The 18,797-nt window shown below is 48.6% G+C and carries 8 protein-coding genes; all 8 read left to right on the top strand.

The window, feature by feature from the left end; translation table 11 throughout:
• Window positions 1-11: 11 nt before the first annotated feature.
• The 8 genes from AC58VC_RS04710 to AC58VC_RS04675 are packed head-to-tail and all read left to right on the top strand — an operon-like array spanning window position 12 to window position 18,739.
• Complete coding sequence (locus AC58VC_RS04710; protein ID WP_497367653.1) at window positions 12-3,092, top strand: glycosyl hydrolase 2 galactose-binding domain-containing protein; 3,081 nt, start codon at window positions 12-14, stop codon at window positions 3,090-3,092.
• Window positions 3,044-5,122: a hypothetical protein gene (locus tag AC58VC_RS04705; protein ID WP_497367652.1), complete on the top strand. Its 2,079-nt coding sequence runs from the start codon at window positions 3,044-3,046 to the stop codon at window positions 5,120-5,122. The genes AC58VC_RS04710 and AC58VC_RS04705 overlap by 49 nt, the downstream gene beginning before the upstream one ends.
• A 25-nt stretch (window positions 5,123-5,147) precedes the next feature.
• Window positions 5,148-8,303, top strand: coding sequence for a beta-galactosidase, LacZ type (lacZ, locus tag AC58VC_RS04700; protein WP_497367651.1), 3,156 nt, complete (start codon window positions 5,148-5,150; stop codon window positions 8,301-8,303).
• Complete coding sequence (locus AC58VC_RS04695) at window positions 8,300-10,375, top strand: beta-galactosidase (RefSeq protein WP_497367650.1); 2,076 nt, start codon at window positions 8,300-8,302, stop codon at window positions 10,373-10,375. The genes lacZ and AC58VC_RS04695 overlap by 4 nt, the downstream gene beginning before the upstream one ends.
• On the top strand, window positions 10,356-13,511 hold the full coding sequence (locus AC58VC_RS04690) for a glycosyl hydrolase (RefSeq protein WP_497367649.1): 3,156 nt from the start codon (window positions 10,356-10,358) through the stop codon (window positions 13,509-13,511). The genes AC58VC_RS04695 and AC58VC_RS04690 overlap by 20 nt, the downstream gene beginning before the upstream one ends.
• Window positions 13,498-15,612 (top strand): YIP1 family protein, encoded by a 2,115-nt coding sequence (locus tag AC58VC_RS04685; protein ID WP_497367648.1) that lies wholly within the window; start codon window positions 13,498-13,500, stop codon window positions 15,610-15,612. The genes AC58VC_RS04690 and AC58VC_RS04685 overlap by 14 nt, the downstream gene beginning before the upstream one ends.
• Window positions 15,609-17,882, top strand: a complete 2,274-nt coding sequence (locus AC58VC_RS04680; RefSeq protein ID WP_497367647.1) for a DUF5696 domain-containing protein — start codon at window positions 15,609-15,611, stop codon at window positions 17,880-17,882. Before AC58VC_RS04685 ends, AC58VC_RS04680 begins: the two co-directional genes overlap by 4 nt.
• A complete protein-coding gene (locus tag AC58VC_RS04675; RefSeq protein ID WP_497367646.1) occupies window positions 17,879-18,739 on the top strand; it encodes a carbohydrate ABC transporter permease in 861 nt (286 codons plus the stop codon). The genes AC58VC_RS04680 and AC58VC_RS04675 overlap by 4 nt, the downstream gene beginning before the upstream one ends.
• Window positions 18,740-18,797: the final 58 nt, after the last annotated feature.

Here is an 18,797-nt window from a genome sequence, read left to right as displayed (position 1 = left end):
TGGAGATGTGATTGGAGCCAATTAAACGTTTGGATCAGTTCGCGGAAATTGCGTTTCGTGAACATCCCGGAAACAAAGACGAACTGCGGGACATTCCGCCTATAACTTATGAGAAAAAATATTTCGCATCAAGCACAGATAAAGCTAAGCGCGTAAATGAGCTTACATTCGATGAGCAGATGGTTCGATTTTATGAAGAATTGAAGCTCCAGCGTGAGAAGTATAGACCCTATATGAGAAATTTAGTACCAGCCCCTTCGATGACGCGAGATCGGCAAGTATGCAGTCAATTTCAATTTCGCTATCAAACGCCTACAGATGTGAGTTTTACTCGCGTACTGGATGGTGCAGGGGATTGGGAAGCTGTGACCATCCCTGATTTCCGCGGACCTACGGGGGAAGATGGCAAGTGGACGGGATTTTATCGCAGTGAGTTCGCCTATCCCGGCATGCCAGAAGGAAAACGAGTTTATCTCGTATTCAAGGGTGTTGATTATAAAACGACGGTATACCTCAATCACAAATGCATTGGCAGTCATGAGGGTTTTTTCGCACCGTTCGAATTTGATGTGACAGACTTTTTGCAGGAAAACAATACACTCGTCGTTGAGGTTCAGACGGACATCCCCATGATGGGTGTCGGGGGAACGAAGCTGGATGGGGATAAAATATATGCTGCGACGGGTCCAGGGTGGGATGATCCCTACAACGGTTGGAGTCACTGTCCGCCGGGAGCGGGCATTTACAACAAGGTGTTTCTGGAACAGCGGTCAGAACTATTTATCCAGGATGTCTTCGTTAGACCGGATATTGACAGCGGATCAGTGGAAGTTTGGATTGATGCGGTGAACACCACGACGCGTGTGATGGAAAATTTTGAGTTGGAACTGGAAATTATGCCTCAGAATTTTGAGGGGCAAGGCATAGAGCCCATCTCATTTACAGTGGCTTATGCCGGGCCAGGCATTAATTATTTCCGTTATAAAGTAGAATTTCCATCGTTTCAAATGTGGGAACCCGAATCCCCTTTCCTGTATGCCGTACGTATCGAAGTAAAGAACGGCAGCCACTGCGTCGATAGCCGGGATCGCACATTCGGTATGCGCAAATTCCATATGGATGAGCAGCAGGTTCCGAAAGGCACGCTTTATTTGAACAATCATCCGATCATACTAAGAGGCGCCAATGAAATGGGGCATCTGCAGCAGTGCGTGATGAACAACGATTTTGAACAATTAATCGATGATATTTTGATTGCCAAGATAGCGAATTTGAATTTTTACCGAATTACACAACGCCCCGTGCAGGAAGAAATCTATGATTATTTCGATATGCTCGGCATGATGCATCAATGCGATTTGCCCACGTTCGGATTTATTCGCCGAAATCAATTCGTCGAAGGCGTGAAGCAAGCAGCAGAGATGGAAAGGCTGATTCGCAGCCATCCATCCTCTATTATGGTATCACTGATCAACGAGCCTTCTAGGACTGAGAAAAGACGCAAGGGCCACCGCTATTTGCACAGAAATGAGCTGGAAGCTTTTTTCGTAGCCTCCAGGCAAGCGATATTTGTTGAGAATCCGGATCGTGTTGTTAAGAACGTGGAAGGGGACTATAATCCGCCTACACGTGAAGGGCTGCCCGATTTTCATTGTTATAATTTGTGGTATACGAACAACGTCATTCCGGTTGGGAAAATGTACAAAGGGTTCCTTCCTACAATCAGAGAGGGTTGGAAAGCGGGCTGCGGAGAGTATGGGACCGAAGGTCTGGATCATGCGGAACTTATGTTAAGCCGTTATCCCAAGGAATGGCTCCCAACACTAGAGCAAGATCGTTGGCTGCCGAATGACATCCATGGCGCCCAAACCTACAATCTTCACGGAGATTGGTATGCGGAACAAACGACCATGCAAGGTTGGATTCAGGCTAGTCAGAAGCATCAAAGTTTAGCAACGAAGCTGATGACGGATGCATGGCGCAGAAGGGCAGACCTTGTTGTGTCTACCGCCATCCATCTGCTAATTGACGCGTGGCCAGCCGGTTGGATGAAAGCTCTTGTAGGTGTCGATCGAAAACCGAAACCAGCGTATTTCACTTATAAAGAAAGTTTGGAACCTGTTCGCGTTAATTTGCGAAGCGACCGCTGGAAGGTTTACGAGAGAGAGTCACTGGAAATAGAAGCGTGGCTTTTGAACGATACAGCAAAGGAATATGGGAAGTGCCGAATTGTGGCGACATTGCGAGACGATTCAAGGGACTACGCACATTACGAAATAGCCAGTCCATTACCAATGGCTTCATCGCTGTATGCGGGTTCGATTCGGTTCTCTGTGCCTTCCGTCCATGATAGACAGAAATTGTATGTGGATGCGGAATTGATAGATGAAGACGGGCATGTAATCAACGCGGAACGATTTGCTTTTGAGGCTTTTGCAAGGACGAGAATCCAGAAACCCCAGAAGGTCGTTTTTCTCGATGCAGCGTCAGAGCTGCTCGGTTCACTGCTGGATGTTGCTGGAGAGAGTTATACGGGTGAGGCGCAGGAGGATTGCACACTTGTTGTATCTTCCCCAGAAGCATTCAACACCGAGCGGACAGCTATCCTCTCCAAAGTTCGTCATGGCGCAACCGCTGTATGTATTCTGAAGCACGGTGACAATGGTACATGGGATCTTGATGATACACAAATTCAAACGGTGAAATTACGAGAAGTGTATACGCTTTCTATGCAAGTTGAAGGTCTTAACATGCCTAGCGTAAAACCAGACGATTACGCCTACTTTTACAATTTGACGACAGATCGGCTGGATGGAATGACCAATAGCCATTTGCAGGGCGAGGGAATAGAACCTATTGTTTTTGCCTACCAGGCTCATTCGGAGACACCGGGGAAGCGGAAGCTCCCTGTCGTAGGATTGAAACGTGTGGGCAAAGGTCTCATGTTCTTCATTTGCCTGCCATTAGCTGGCAGAGTCGGATTTAATCCAACACTTGACCGCCTGCTGGTTACCTTGATGAGTGAGAAAGGAGTGAGCCCAGAGTGTTGTACGCCATTGTTAGCCGCAGTCAGAAGCGACGAGCAGAGATAGCAGTCACGCAAGAAGGCTTACAGCTCACTCTTAGATCAGAGGGTGAGCACTCACCCTTCTTCACAGGGCAGCTGGATGAGATGTTTTGTTATTCCACGGGAAAACCGTGGCAGCTGAATACACCGGGGCTTTCCAATGTGGAAGTGACGGAAGAGTCCGGTTTGCTTCAGATCAGCGGTTCATTAGAAGCATTGTACGTTACGCTGAGTCTGACTTTTGACGAGAATGATCTCTTGCGCGTGCATGTGAGTTGGGAGAATCGAAGTGATCATTTAATTAGTGAAACAGCCGTAGGCCTCCTTTTCGCACTTCCGAAGCGAAGCAAGGAAAAGGTGACGATCCCCCACCTGATTTACAATAATAATCCTTCCTCTGATCCGAAGCGGATCGTTCCAAGGCTTGGTGTGGGGCCGGGCAATGGCTATATCTGCGAAGAGCACCGGCTGCCAATTCCCTGCGTGAATGTGGAGTGGGAGGAAGAGGAGACACGATTTTTTTCCTTGTTCTCCATCCCTGACTATGTGGAAACGAAGGATGGAGTTGTGCATTATGGCTCGCTCGGAGCGATTCAAGAGGAAAGTCGCAGCCTAGCAGTCGCGCTAAGCGGCGTTCTCATGTTTAACGGTGAGAAAGATACTTATTTTATAGCTAAAAACATAACGGCACCTTATCCCGAAGGATATATGGATTTCGCACAAGGCAGCACGTTAACCAAAATGTATGCGCTGGATTGGGGAATAGCAGATCGTCCAGGGCATGCGTTTCGTGAAATTGTTCGTAAAAGCATACCGCTTTTCGCGCCAGTGGGGAAGAGTCCGCTATCTCTGGATGAGATGATCAGACTTAAGACGAACGCGATGGATGATCGTTATAGAACCGGGGAGCGGGGTGCCGCAGGCTACGTGAAGTTTACCGATGCCAATCAGAACGGAAATGTCTCCAAGCATCCGCTGCATTATATGTACGGTTGGACGGGGCAGTGCTTGAAGCTGGCTTGGTGCGATGCCAAGTTAGGCATTGAAAGCGGACAGGAAGAACGAGTCCTTAGATGTGTTCGTGCCGTTGATTTTTATGTATCGCAGAGCCGTACCCAAGTGCCGGGTGTGAGACACAGCATGTACCGCCTAGATGAAGGAGTTTGGGACGACTTTTACTGGAACAAGCAGCCTGTTGTCTCAAGCCGGGCTTACGGTGAAACGATCGCTGATTTGGCGGAAATTGCGCTGCTATTTCGTGAAAGCGGTCTAGAAGTTCCGCAAGGCTGGACCCAGGCTCTACGCGAATCCGCAGAATTCTTACTTGGCGGAGCTCTTCCGGCAGGTATCTATCCTTCCGCATGGCTAATGGATGGCCTACCAGCAGATGACATGATAACGGCAGCGGGTCTACCTTGTTTGATCGCTCTCGTGAAAACGTATGGGATCACCATGGAGAAAAAATATTTAGAATTCGCTGGAACGATGATGCAGCGCTATTACGAACTGCATGTCGAGACGTTCGAACGGCCGTTTGCTCGCTCTACTCTTGATGCTAAGTGTGAGGACAAAGAAGCAGGCATGTATTTTTTCCTGGCTGCCTACGAACTGTTTCTTTTGACTAGGGATGAACGGTATCAGGAATGGGCTGAAATCTCTGCGGATTGGCTGTTAACTTTCGTTTATGTGTGGAATCCGGCATACAATCAGGGCTCAGCGTTCCGGAACACGGATTTTAGTGCGGTTGGATGGCCTGGCGTCAGTGTACAAAACCATCATTTGGATGTATTTTTTCCAACCTACGAGTTTTGGAAATTTGGCCGTTTAACAGGCAAGGAGCAATATGAACGGTGGGGAAGAGTGTCACTGGATGCGATGGGACAGGGCATTTGTACGAAGCCGGGCGAATGGGGATTTACGGTTATCGGTGAGCAAGGAGAAGGTTTTTTTCAAACCTACTGGAATCACCGGGGACACAGCAATAAATGGAACCCATCATGGGTCATTGCGCTAGTTTTAAATAACGCTTTGCGTTTCAGGGATACACTCGGTTGAAGGTGAAAGATAGGAGGGCATTTCGATGAGAGAGAAAGAAATTCCGGATTGGGAGAACCTAGAGGTGCTTGGGCGCAGCATGGAGCCTTCCAATACTGGTTACATGCCATATGCAGATGTAGAAACGGCGCTTCTTGGTGAGCGAGCGCTTTCGCCATACTTCCAATCGCTAAATGGGAGCTGGAAATTTCAGTACGCTTTAAGTCCGTCGGAGGCGCCAGAGAACTTCTACGACCCTTCTTACAAGACCGATGATTGGTCGGCCATGCCCGTTCCTGGCAATTGGCAGATGCAGGGAGTTGGACGGCCGCATTATTCCAGCAGCTATTATCCGTTTCCCATTGATCCGCCGCATGTTCCAAACGATAACCCAACTGGCTGCTACCGTAGAAGCTTTCATCTACCGGATACCTGGGAGGATCGGCAAGTGTTCCTCGTGTTTGAAGGTGTTGATTCCGCTTTTCATGTCTGGGTGAATGGGATATTGGCCGGATATGGGCAAGGCAGCCACATGCATAGCGAATTTAGCGTGACTTCAATGCTGAAAGAGGGAGAGAACACGGTTGCCGTACAGGTCTATCAATGGAGCGATGGCAGCTATTTGGAGGATCAGGACAAATGGCGGCTAAGCGGTATTTTCAGAGACGTGTATTTGAAAGCAACACCTGATGTGCATATCCAAGATGTTTCTGTACAGACCAGCTTCAGTGAAAATAAGCAAGATGCAGAACTTAGCCTTCGGATGTCGGTTGCATGTTTTTCAAATCGAGCGGCACACAACCATACAGTAAACGTTTCACTGATGGACGAAAAGCGCCAAATGATTTACACCGGAAAAACCGATGCCTTCTCGCTAACGGATAATAAATTGCTCAACATGCACATTCCCATCACGGCTCCACACAAATGGTCAGCGGAGGTTCCGTATTTATACGCGTTAGTTTTGGTGTTGGAGGACGAGACAGGGGTTTCGCTAGAATCTGTAAGCGTTTCCGTTGGTTTTCGCGATATAGCTATCCGAAGCGGGCGGCTTCTTATCAACGGCACTCCCGTTACGCTCAAAGGAGTAAACCGCAATGAGTTCCACTCCGATCTCGGATATGCCATACCGCTGGAGGCCATGGTCGAGGATATCCGCCTCATGAAGCAGCACAACATGAATGCCGTGCGCACATCGCATTATCCGAATGATACACGATGGCTTGATCTTTGCGACAGTTATGGGCTTTATGTCATCGATGAAGCGGATCTCGAAACCCATGGCTGTCATTTTATTGGCAATGAAAGCCATCTCGCCCAGGATGAACGATGGAAAGAAGCGTTCGTCGACCGTGCCCGCCGCATGGTGGAGAGGGATAAAAATCATCCATCCATCATCATCTGGTCTCTTGGGAATGAATCAGGTTATGGAGCTAATCATGATGCGATGGCTGACTGGGTACGGGCAGCAGATCCGACTCGTCCGATTCATTATGAACGGGCCAAAGATGCTGGGGTCGTAGACATTGTGAGCTGCATGTATCCCTCGCTGGATGCACTGATTGAAGAAGGAGAGAAAACGGAAGATCCAAGACCTTTCCTCATGTGCGAATTTGCGCATGCCATGGGGAATGCATCCGGCAACTTGAAGGAATATTGGGAGGCTATTTATCAATATCCCCGGCTGCTTGGCGGCATGATCTGGGAGTGGGCAGACCTTGCAGTCCGGCAGCAGACAGAGGATGGCAAAGAGTGGTACGCGTATGGCGGCGATTTTGGCGATCATCCGAACAGCGGGCACTTTTGCATTGACGGTCTGGTATTTCCGGATCGAACGATCAAATCATCTCTGATTGAGTTCAAAAAAGTGATTGAGCCTGTGAAGGTTCGTGCGGTCCATATGCAATCTGGCATCGTAAGTATCGAGAATCGCTACGACTTCTTATCACTTGATCATCTGAATGGGACGTGGCAGCTGCTGCATGATGGGGACATTGTGGAGCAGGGAGAGCTTCCGAGAACCGATGTGCCACCGGGAGGAAAAGCCGATATTGCCGTACCTTTCAGTAAGACATATGAGCAATTGAAAGGCGAATGCTGGCTCCGTATTCGGTTTACTTTGCGGCAGGAGACACGGTGGGCGTTGCATGGACATGAAGTGGCGTGGGCGGATTTACCGCTTTCCACTGTACCGAGTGGCGCACCGCTAATGAACGTGAAGCCGATGCACAACTTACGGATGGAAGAGAAGAGCTCAAGCCTGCTAGTACGCGGTAATGATTTTTGTATGGTTTGGGACAAAAACAACGGAACCTTGAACGCATACGAATATAACGGAATTCCGCTTCTGCAGTCTGGCCCGAAAGTCAATGTTTGGCGAGCGCCCATTGATAATGATGGCCGTCAAGCCAAAGAATGGAGAAAAACCGGTTACGATGCCTTGCAACAGCGTGTGAATGAGTTTTCTGTGCTTCCGTTCGGCAACCATGCGGCGCAAATTACGGTGAAAGCGACGCTTGGCGCAGCGGGATTAGGCACCTGTTTTGAGACCTGTCAGGTGTATACGGTTTACGGATCAGGGGATGTTTTCCTGTCAGTCCGTGTGACTCCGCGATCAGGACTCCCTCCATTACCACGTCTGGGCTTGCAGATGGTCATGCCCGGCGCCTTCGATCGATTATCTTGGTTCGGGCTTGGCCCGCACGAATGTTATATCGACCGTAAGGAAAGCGGACGGCTTGGCGTCTACGCGGGAACGGTGCAGGAGCAATACGTTCCCTATATTAAGCCGCAGGAGCATGGGAATAAAGCGGAAGCACGATGGGCGACCGTAACCAACACGCTAGGAACGGGATTGTTTATAGGCGGATTGCCGATGTTCGATGTAAGCGCGAGTCATTATTCCACGGCGAATCTAGCGAGTGCGAAACATACAACCGACTTAGTCCGGTTAAACGAAACGATCGTGAACCTGGATTATCAGCAGGCTCCGATTGGCAATCATAGCTGCGGGGAAGCTCCCCCGTTAGATCAATATTTGCTTCATCCGAAGGAAACGACTTTCCAGTTGCGGCTGAAGCCATTTTCGGCAAGAGACGGATCGCCGATGCAGTTGAGCAAACGGTGGCCGGAGCCAGTTACGTTTGAAGGTATAGACAGCGAAGCAAACATTCCATTAACACTTCAGGGGGCGATTCGATGATTAGCCGGACATTTCCCAAAATTATGTATGGCGGCGACTACAACCCAGAGCAGTTCCCGAAGGACATATGGGATGAGGATATGCGGCTGTTTCAGCTTGCAGGCATTGATATTGCAACAGTTAATGTGTTCTCGTGGGCACTCAACCAACCGGATGAGGAGACGTACGAGTTTGGATGGTTAGACGAGGTCATGAACAAGCTGCACGAGAATGGGATGTATGCCTGTTTAGGAACCGGGACGGCTGCTCATCCGGCCTGGATGGCGAGGAAGTACCCGGATATTCTAACCGTAACCACCGATGGGAAAAAAAGAAAGTTTGGCCGAAGACATAACTCCTGCCCTAATAGCCCTACGTTCCGACATTATGCCGAAGCCTTGGTCCACAAGCTGGCGGAGCGATATAAGGGTCATCCGGCACTGCTTTTATGGCATGTAAACAATGAAATCGGAATTCGCTGCTATTGTGATAACTGTGAGAACGCATTTCGGGAATGGCTGAAAAGCCGTTATGGCACGCTGGAGCGTCTGAACGAGGCCTGGTATACGCGATTCTGGGGCCACACCTTCTATGATTGGGAAGACATCGTCCTTCCCAGTGCCTTAAGCGAGGGACTTTCTGGAGGAAACTCCGACCAAACGGCGTTTCAAGGAATGACGCTCGATTATTACCGATTTAATTCGGACAGCTGGCTGGCCTGTTATCTGATGGAATATAACGCGATTAAATCGTTCATCCCGGATGCGGTCGTCACGACCAATTTCCAGGGGAATGGGACCTATAAGCCGCTTGATTATTTCAAATGGGCGCCTTATCTGGACATCGTCGCTCTTGATATATATCCGGAAAATCAAACACCCGAAAGCTACATGGGGCTTCGTTACGATCTCATGCGGGGCTTGAAAGACGGAGCCCCTTTCATGCTGATGGAGCAGACGCCGAGTGTGCTCAACTGGAAAACGGTCAATCCAGCCAAAAGGCCTGGCGTTATGCGGCTTCGAAGCTACCAAGCCGTGGCACGCGGCGCTGATTCAGTGATGTTCTTCCAGCTGCGCCGTTCGCTAGGCGCCTATGAGAAATTTCATGGAGCCGTAATCGATCATGCAGGGCATGAGCATACGCGTGTGTTCAGGGAATGTACAGAGCTTGGCCAGGAGCTTAAGCAGCTGGGCAATCGATTGCTTGATGCACGAGTGAAGAGCAAGGTAGCTATCCTGTTCGACTGGGATAATTGGTGGGCTGTTGAGCTAGGAGGCGGACCTTCCGCTCATTTGAAATATGTCGATCACATCCAGAAATATTACGATGCTTTCTATGACAATCATATTCAAGTTGATTTCATTCATGTGGAGACAGATCTTACTCCCTATGAACTGGTGGTCGCTCCTGTTTTATATATGGTGAAACCTGGATATGCAGAGAAGCTGGAGCGATATGTGAAGAACGGAGGCACCTTCCTCACAACGTTCTACAGCGGTGTTGCGAACGAAAATGACCTCGTCACAGCAGGCGGTTATCCTGGTGAACTGCGTGAGCTGCTGGGCATCTGGGTGGAAGAGCTTGATGCGCTGCATCCAGATCAAAAAAACAAGCTCGTACTGCAGATGAACTTAGGAGAGCTTCAAGGCACCTACGAGTGCGGCTTGTTGTGCGAGGTGGTTCATCCCGAGGGGGCGGAGATTGTTGCGAGTTTTGGCAGCGATTACTATGCAGATTCACCTGCTTTGACTCGCAACCGCTTTGGCCAAGGAGAAGCTTGGTATGCAGCAACTGACCCTAGCCGTACATTTTTACAGCAATGGATGAGATATTTATGCGCTAGTAAAGGGATCACATCGCTGCTTGAAGCACCGAAAGACGTGGAAATCATTCAGCGTCACAAAGATGAGCTCCTCTTTACTTTTGTGTTGAATCATAGTGATCAGGTGCACAAGATACATGTGGGGACGTGCGAACAAATCGAGCTGCTCAGCGGCACGATCGTTAGCGGAGAAGTTGAACTACTCCCGAAAAGCGTCGCGATATTCCAGCAGATGAAGGAGGCGGAGACTTATGGAAGCGCCCCAGCTTGAGCGATTGCGGAATCATTTTGAGAATCCTCCGAATGCCTACAGATCGCTTCCTTTCTGGGCTTGGAATGACGACTTGAAGGAGGAAGAGCTGAACCGGCAAGTTAAGCAAATGAAGGAACAAGGGATGGGTGGTTTTTTCATTCATTCCCGAGATGGGCTAGAAACCGTCTACATGGGTCAAGAGTGGATGGAGCTGGTGCGCTCCACGGTGGAAACGGCTAAAGCGGAGGATATGCAGGCCTGGCTTTACGATGAAGACCGTTGGCCCTCAGGCTTTGCAGGGGGACTTGTGCAGGCCAGGGGCGGCGACGCATTCCGTGCTAAGGGCCTTACACTAGAGGTACTCTCTCCCCCTTTACTTGGTGAAGACGGTGTCATTGGTTCATTGGACTTTGACGACACCGATACCGACATCGTAGCACTGTTCAGAGCCGTGATAAACGAAAGAGACTTGATTCGCTGTGAGAGGATTCAGGCGGGTGCAAGCCGAGAATTAGGAAATGATGAAGTGCTGCTGCTCTTCCGGGTTGAAATTTCCGAACGGAGTGCCTGGTTCAATAATGAGGCACCTCCGGATCAATTGAATCCGGAATCGGTTGAAGCGTTCATCGACATTACCTACGAGGCTTACAAAAAGGTAGTAGGCGAACATTTTGGCCAAACCGTTCGCGGCGTTTTTACTGACGAGCCGAGCCTTCATGACCGTCATTGTAAATTTACCGAGGGGCGAGGCTGGATTCCCTGGAGCTGGTCTTTCCCAGCCTATTTTCAGGAGAAACGCGGATATGACCTGCTCGATCTAGTTCCCTACTTATATTTCAATGGGGAACGCTCTTCGGAAGCGCGTCACGATTATTGGCGGACGATATCTGAACGATTCAGCGAATCCTACGCAAAGCAAATCGGCCAGTGGTGCGATAACAACGGGCTTGCTTTCACCGGGCATTTTCTCTGGGAAAATAATTTGGGCACAGCCACTCGCGTTTGCGGGGCGGTCATGCCCAATTACCGCTATCAGCACGTGCCGGGCATCGACATGTTGAATGAGCAAACAAACGAATATATAACGGTGAAGCAGTGTACCAGCGTTGCCAACCAATACGGGAGAAAGTTCGTTCTGACCGAAACCTATGGTTGTACGGGCTGGGGTTTCACTTTTGAAGGGCAGAGATGGATTGGAGATTTCCAATTTGTTCTTGGGGTCAATCTGAGGTCGCAGCACTTGTCGCTTTACTCAATCAAAGGCTGTCGGAAGCGGGATTATCCCCCTGTCTTTAATTACAACACCAGCTGGTGGAAATACAATTTAGTAATGGAAAATTATTTTGCCAGATTGTCTGCGGTTTTGACAGAAGGCAGCCCGGTACGCGACGTGTTAGTTCTTCATCCGGCATCCACCGCATGGAGTATGGTAGGCACGGGACCTTACGGGTTTCCTGCCCGAGGCAAGGACCGTGATGTCTCCGATACGAACCGGTATGGGCACGAATTCAACGCTTTTCTTGGTGAGCTGCTGAGGGCGCACTATGATTTCGATCTAGGCGATGAAACCATCATGGCGGAAACCGGAGCTATTCACGGAAGTAAGATCGCTATACATAAGGCCGAGTATCAAGTAGTCGTCATCCCGGAAATTCGGACGATGCTTAGCAGCACTTTCCAGTTGTTAGTGGAGTTCCTTGAAGCTGGCGGCAAAGCTGTCGCTGTCGGACCCCGCCCGGAAATGCTCGAAGGCAGAGCGACGAAACGTCTAGCTGATCTCTATGATCATCCGAACATGGTTCTCGTTAGGGATTCGGCTGGGGCCGTCCAAGCACTAGAACACATACTGACACGCCAAGTCAGCATAATGAGCGCAGAAGCTGAAGAAACCGCTGCCTGCCTGTATATGCTCAGAGATATGGGGGATCGTTATGCACTGTTCGTCGTCAATAACGACCGCGAGCGTGAACATCGCGTTAGGATCGGAGTTGCCTTGGAAGAGCCAGGATACATGGAAGAATGGAAGGCTTTGACAGGTGAAATAAGCGCTGTTGAGACCAGCCATCGTGATGGGTACATCTGTTTCGATGAGGTATTCGGTCCAGCGGATTCCAAATTGTACATATGGCATAAGAATGCTCCCCATGTTGCGAGCAAAGAGGAAGCCAGCGCGCAGGTGTTAGGTCTACAGGCGTTAGGTCCTGTCTGCAAGTTCACGCGGACGATGCCGAATGTGCTAACGCTGGATATGTGCTCATACCGCATCGAAAATAGTGATTGGTCGCAAGAGATGGAGGTATGGCAGGCACAGAAAGCCATTCGAACGTTTTTGGGAATGAGACAGATTTACGGCAATGGTATTGAACAAAGGTATAAATGGATTCACGAGCCCCATCCGGAAGATGGAAAGCCGGTCGCATTCCGATTTTCTTTTCAAGTGACGGAAGTGCCGCAAGAAGCCGTGTATCTGGTTGTGGAGTCTGCGGAACAGTACGAGATCAGCCTTAACGGTGAACCAGTCGCCAATAGGTCTGACGGGTGGTTTCTTGACCGGTCGTTTGATCAAGTGCTTTTGTCCGGCTTGAAAGCTGGAGAGAACGAGTTGATCTTAGCTTGCAACTATGTAAACCACATGGAAGTGGAAGATATTTATTTGATTGGACAGTTTGGCGTAGATGCTTCAAGGAGCATTGTGACCGAGCCCGAGACCTTGGCTTTCGGTGATTGGTGCGAGCAAGGATATCCTCACTACTGCGGCAGCATGATCTATCATTTTGACATTCAGGTGGAAAATAAGGTGGATAGCCGGTTGGTATTGGAGCTTGGCGATTATGCCGCGGTTACCATTGAGGTACGGGTGAACGGGCAAACAGCGGGACATGTGCCTTGGCGGAGCGCAAACCGTCTTGATTTGACGAAGCAGCTTCACGAGGGAGTGAACCGCTTGGAAGTGGAAGTCATGGGAAGCCCGCGCAACATGCTGGGACCTTTCCATCAGGCGTCGGGCGATACACTGACAACTAGTTGGGCGTCTTTCCGCAAAGAAGGTGGGCATTTTACTAGTGACTATAAGCTGAGCCCTTATGGCTTGTTTGGGCGAATTACATTATACACAGAGAGATGGGAACGGAGGTTTGAGCATGAAAATCCATAAGTGGGGGCTAGTTTTATCGTTCTTCCTCTTATGCGCCGCATTATTGCCTGCGACTACAGTCGCCTCGGTGAAATACTCCACGTATACCAAAGACAGCCGGGGGAATTTAATTTATCTTCAGCCGGCGTACTTTCCGCTGGGGGTAATCGGGCAAAATCTGATGGCGCCAGATCCAGGCAACAAAACGGTTCAGGTGGTTTCACCGATGAAAAACCCCAAGGACATCTTTATCGATGCGAAAAGTGAGGTTTATATCGCGGATACAGGCAACAACCGCATCGTGCATATGACAGAATCCGGACAGCTCTTGCGTTATATTACACTGCCGGAGAGTCCTTTTAATAAACCTGAAGGTGTCTTCGTGACCAAGGACGGCAGTATCTATGTTGCTGACACAGGTAATAAAAGAGTGCTTAAGCTGGATGCCAACGGCAAGGTCATGCAAGAGTATAAACGGCCGGAATCGCGGTACATTCCCGATACTTTTGTTTTCGATCCGGCCAAGGTTATGGTCGATGAACGTGAATTTATGTATATCGCCGTGCATGGCAGCTATGAAGGGCTCGTGATGCTTGATCCGAAAGGCAAGTTTCAAGGTTTCTTCGGTGCCAACGGCACGGCGATTTCCCCGTTAGATGCTTTAAAAAGAATGTTATACACCAAGAAAATGTACGCCAATGAGGTCGCCAAAAGGCCAGAGCCGATCAACAGTGTAGCGACGGACAAAAACGGCTATATTTTCACCGTAACAGGTGGAACAGCGACAACGAATCAATTGAAAAAGTTAAATGTAAAAGGCGATAATCTGCTGCGCAGCTCCTCGAAACCGTTCGGTGAAACAGCCCCATGGGACGTTCCGGCGGAGGGGATCATGACGGGTCCTCAACTAAGTGATGTCGCCGTCGATCAAAGCGGCAATATGATTGTCGTGGATCAACAGAACAAATATATTAGCCATTACGATGCATCAGGTAATTTATTGTACTTCTGGGGCGGAGCATCCGCGATCGGTTCCTCGCAAGTCGGACTGCTGAAAAGTCCAGTGGCGCTTGACGTTAATGAAAGGAACGAAATGTTTGTCCTAGACGATCAGGAAAATATTGTACAAGTATTCCGGTTATCGGAATTTGGACAAAAGGTAGACCAAGCCAACCAGCTTACGCTAGCTGGCCGTTATGAGGATAGCGAGCTGCCATGGAAAGAAGTGCTTCGTTTAAATGGACAGTTCGCCCCAGCTTATCTGGGACTTGCGAAGTCAGCCTTTAAGAAAGAACAATATGAGGCAGCCAAAGATTTGTTCAAAGAAGCGGGAGATCAACAAGGGTACTCCGATTCCTTTTGGCAAATCAGAATGCTGTGGCTGCAGAGCAATTTCTCCTGGATAGCGAGTGTCATGCTGCTCTGCGTTATCCTATACACCGCAGCCGATAAACTCACCGCCAAGCGTGAATTTCGGATTAGATGGCGCAATCGACCGAAGAGTCAGAACCGTTTCCTCTCGAATTTAAGGCTTGCGCTGCATGTTTTAAAGCATCCGATTGACGGTTTCTCAGCGATCCACTATGAGAACAAAGGCAGCTACTTGAGCGCCAGTATCGTTCTGCTTGGTGTTTACGTGTCCCTGATCATCAGTCAATTCGCGACTAGCTTTGCTTTTAATCCGAAGACCTTTGTGGATATTTACTCTACGTTCACGCAATTTTTCATCGTATGGATTGCTTGGATTGTCGCTAACTACCTGGTCAGCTCGATTTATCGGGGCGAGGGGCGATTCAAACACATTTTCATCGGCAGCGCTTATGCACTCTTACCTTATATAGCTATTGGCATCCCGCTTGCCTTTGTATCTAATGTAATGACGATGTCCGAGGCATCGATCTATCATTTCGTGGGGAATGCGATGACCGTATGGATTGGATTGCTCATTTTCTGGAAAATTCAGAACGTCCATAATTACACGTTTGGTGAAACGATTATGAATGTTTTCCTCACACTATGTACGATGCTTGTCATCGGTGTGCTGATTTTCATCATTATGGGACTTACCAGCGATCTCGGATCGCTACTTTATCAGATGTATCAGGAGGTGACCTTGAGATGATCCGGATGATCCAAACAAATAAAACAGCCATCATCGTTACCATCCTGATCTTGGCGGCCGCTGTCATCTTCCTGACCCGTGCCAAATTTGAGTTCAAGGATTCGGAACATCGCGTTTCGCAAGCGGTGCAGCAAAATACAACGACTGAAGCAGCGAGTATTCCCGCCAAACTGCCGCTCGATACCGATTTTAAACAGGTAGCGGAGTCCGATACGTTAAGACTGAAAATGGACGAAAAGACGGGACATTTTATTGTCGAAGACAAACGGAATGGTAATGTATACCGCTCCTTCCCAGATCCGAAATATTGGGCGAAAGAGAAGATTTCGGAGACCTGGAAAAAGCATTTGGCCTCACCGCTGATGGTCCAATATGTGGATTTCTCCAAAAATATTTTGCAGGCCAAAGAGACGAATCTGGCGGCGGAAGGCGGCAAAATCAAGGATATTCAAACGATTCCTGGCGGCTTCAAGCTTGCCTATGAATTCCCGGTTACAGGCTTCACGATTCCTGTTCAGGTAACGGTCGATCAGGATTATGTTGAGACGAAAATCATCCAGGAAGGCGTTAAGGAAACCAAAATGGGTCTCGTCTGGGTGAGACCGTATCCGTTCTTAGGAGCGGAGTACACAGATGGTCAAGATGGGTACTTATTTATTCCAGACGGCGCAGGAGCCTTGGTGAAATTCAAAGAGAATCAATTAAATGTCAACAAAATCTATGATGAATTAACATATGGCCAAGATATCGCATTCCCAGGTATCAATAACAACCGAAATAAAGTCATGATGCCGGTCTTCGGTATGAAATCGGGGTCGAAAGGGTTTCTGGCTGTCGTGCACGATGGCGACGAGTATGCCGACGTTGTCGCCGCTCCCGCAGGTGTCCTAAGTAATTACAATTGGATTGGGGCACAAATGAATTATCGTTCCAGCTTCTTGCAGTTTACAACAAGAAATACGAACGTCCCTGATTCGTGGGGATACGTCGATTATGATCGGGATCAGATATTTGGGAGCGATCGTTCTGTTCGTTATTATATGTTGGACGAAAAGAAGACAGATTACGTTGGCATGGCAGAAGCCTACCGCCAATATCTAATGAAGGAAAAAGCAGTCAAGCCGGTTACGGTCAAAGACCCGAATATACCGCTGTATACGAATATCATCGGAGCCGATCGGGAAAAAGGGGTCATCAGTGACCGCTACCTCAATTTGACAACGACGAGCGAAGGTATTCAAATTATCAATTCCCTGCATGACAAGGGAATAAACAATATGTCACTCACGTACACAGGCTGGCAAAAAGGCGGCTACAGCTCCTTTGGCCAAACGTTCCCGGTCGATTCCCGCATTGGCGGAGACTCCGGCATGAAGGCATTCATCGATCACGCACATGGACTTGGTTATCCGGTGTATTTGGAAGCACAGTATTCGCTTAATAATACAAATGGCGGCGGGTTCGATGAGAAGTTTAACGCGATGGTTAACTTAGCGGGCCGGACGCTTATGCAGAGCCCCTTGTTCAACCGAGAGAGAACGCCAGTCGTCAGCGATAAATACATCGAACAGATGGTGGATAACGATTTGCCTACCTATAAAGCCATGGGCGTCGACGGACTTGCTGTTGGATTGCTGGGCCAGAGGCTGTACAACGATTACAACTCAGAGTACGGATCTTCAAGAAATGATGCCCGTAAAATTCAAGAACGGATTTTACAAAAGATCAAGGATACGCTTGGCGGTGTACAGGGAGATAAATCGAATGTCTACGCACTGCCACATATCAATTACATCAGAGGCATGGTTTATGACAATTCCTATGACTTATTCTCCGATGAATCGGTGCCATTCGCCCAGATTGCTACACACGGATTAGTTTCCTATTCATCCGAATATGTAAACAACCGTCAAGAGGATGTGAACGATTTCTTACGGGATATCGAATATGGGGCGGCACCATCCTTCGTATTCACGAAAGCTGAAACGAAAAAATACGTGAACTCCTACGGCTTGCGCTTCTACAACACGTATTACCCAGATTGGGAGAATTTCGCATCCGAACAGTATAAGCGATATAACGAAGCGCTCGGTGATGTGCAGGATCAGTTTATTACCGGACATCAGAAGCTTGCTGAAGGTGTGAAAGAAACAACGTATTCGAACGGAAAAAGAATTATCGTTAACTATAATTTGACAGAATACCGGAGCGGGGATTTGATCGTACCGGCACACAACTTTGTTGTCATTCGAGGAGGGGGAGGCAAATGAATCGTAGAGCGAGAATAAGGTCATCCCTGATCGAATATCTGGAAGGAACGCTGTTCATAGCTCCATGGTTCATCGGTTTTATCTTCTTTATGGCGTTCCCGATTGGCTATTCCTTATTTATGAGCTTCCAGGATGTAAAGATAACCGCAACCAAGACGACGACCCGTTACATCGGATGGACACATTACAAGTACATTCTGTTTGAGAACGGGAGCCTGCTGTACAATCAATTGCTGCCGTTCCTGCGCCAAGCACTTTTTATGATTCCGATCATTGTCATTTTCGCCCTATTAATTGCTATTATTTTGAATCAGAAATTTCCGGGTCGTACATTTTTTCGCGCTATCTTCTTTCTGCCCGTTATTTTGGCGACAGGAGAGGTCGTGAAGGAATTTCTGACGCAGGGCGAAGGCGATCTCGGCTTTATGTCCAAATTTAACATTTCAGGCCTTATCCAGGCTAACTTATCCGCCACTTGGTCAGACCCGCTGATATCCATTCTGAACTCGTTCGTCCTTATTCTGTGGTACTCCGGCGTTCAAATTATGATCTTCCTTGGCGGCAGACAGACGATCTCGAATTCCGCCTATGAAGCAGCCCGCATTGATGGCGCAGGTCCATGGGAGACGTTCTGGAAAATTACGCTCCCTGCCATGACACCGTTTATTTTCCTCAATTTGATTTATACGGTGGTTGATCTGTTTACTTTTCCAACCAATCCGATTTTGTCGAAGGTAAGGGAAAGCGAGTATGGACAATACAGCGCATTGTTTTGGATCTACTTCATGATCATCGCCTTTTTCTTGGCGATCCTATTCATCATTTTCGCCAGAGTGACAAAGTCACATCGCGCTTAACAAGTTTACGACAGGAGGGATGACGCTATGTTTCGTATCAAATTGAAAGAAGAGCAGA

The sequence above is a fragment of the Paenibacillus sp. J22R67 genome (genome assembly GCF_059692175.1).
Note: the sequence above shows the minus strand (reverse complement) of the source record. Positions and strands in the feature narration are given on the sequence as shown.

Coding starts and splice junctions, on each gene's coding strand:
- AC58VC_RS04685 (WP_497367648.1), top strand. CDS start 13,498: ATGAAAATCCATAAGTGGGGGCTAGTTTTATCGTTCTTCCTCTTATGC.
- AC58VC_RS04680 (WP_497367647.1), top strand. CDS start 15,609: ATGATCCGGATGATCCAAACAAATAAAACAGCCATCATCGTTACCATC.
- AC58VC_RS04695 (WP_497367650.1), top strand. CDS start 8,300: ATGATTAGCCGGACATTTCCCAAAATTATGTATGGCGGCGACTACAAC.
- lacZ (WP_497367651.1), top strand. CDS start 5,148: ATGAGAGAGAAAGAAATTCCGGATTGGGAGAACCTAGAGGTGCTTGGG.
- AC58VC_RS04675 (WP_497367646.1), top strand. CDS start 17,879: ATGAATCGTAGAGCGAGAATAAGGTCATCCCTGATCGAATATCTGGAA.
- AC58VC_RS04690 (WP_497367649.1), top strand. CDS start 10,356: ATGGAAGCGCCCCAGCTTGAGCGATTGCGGAATCATTTTGAGAATCCT.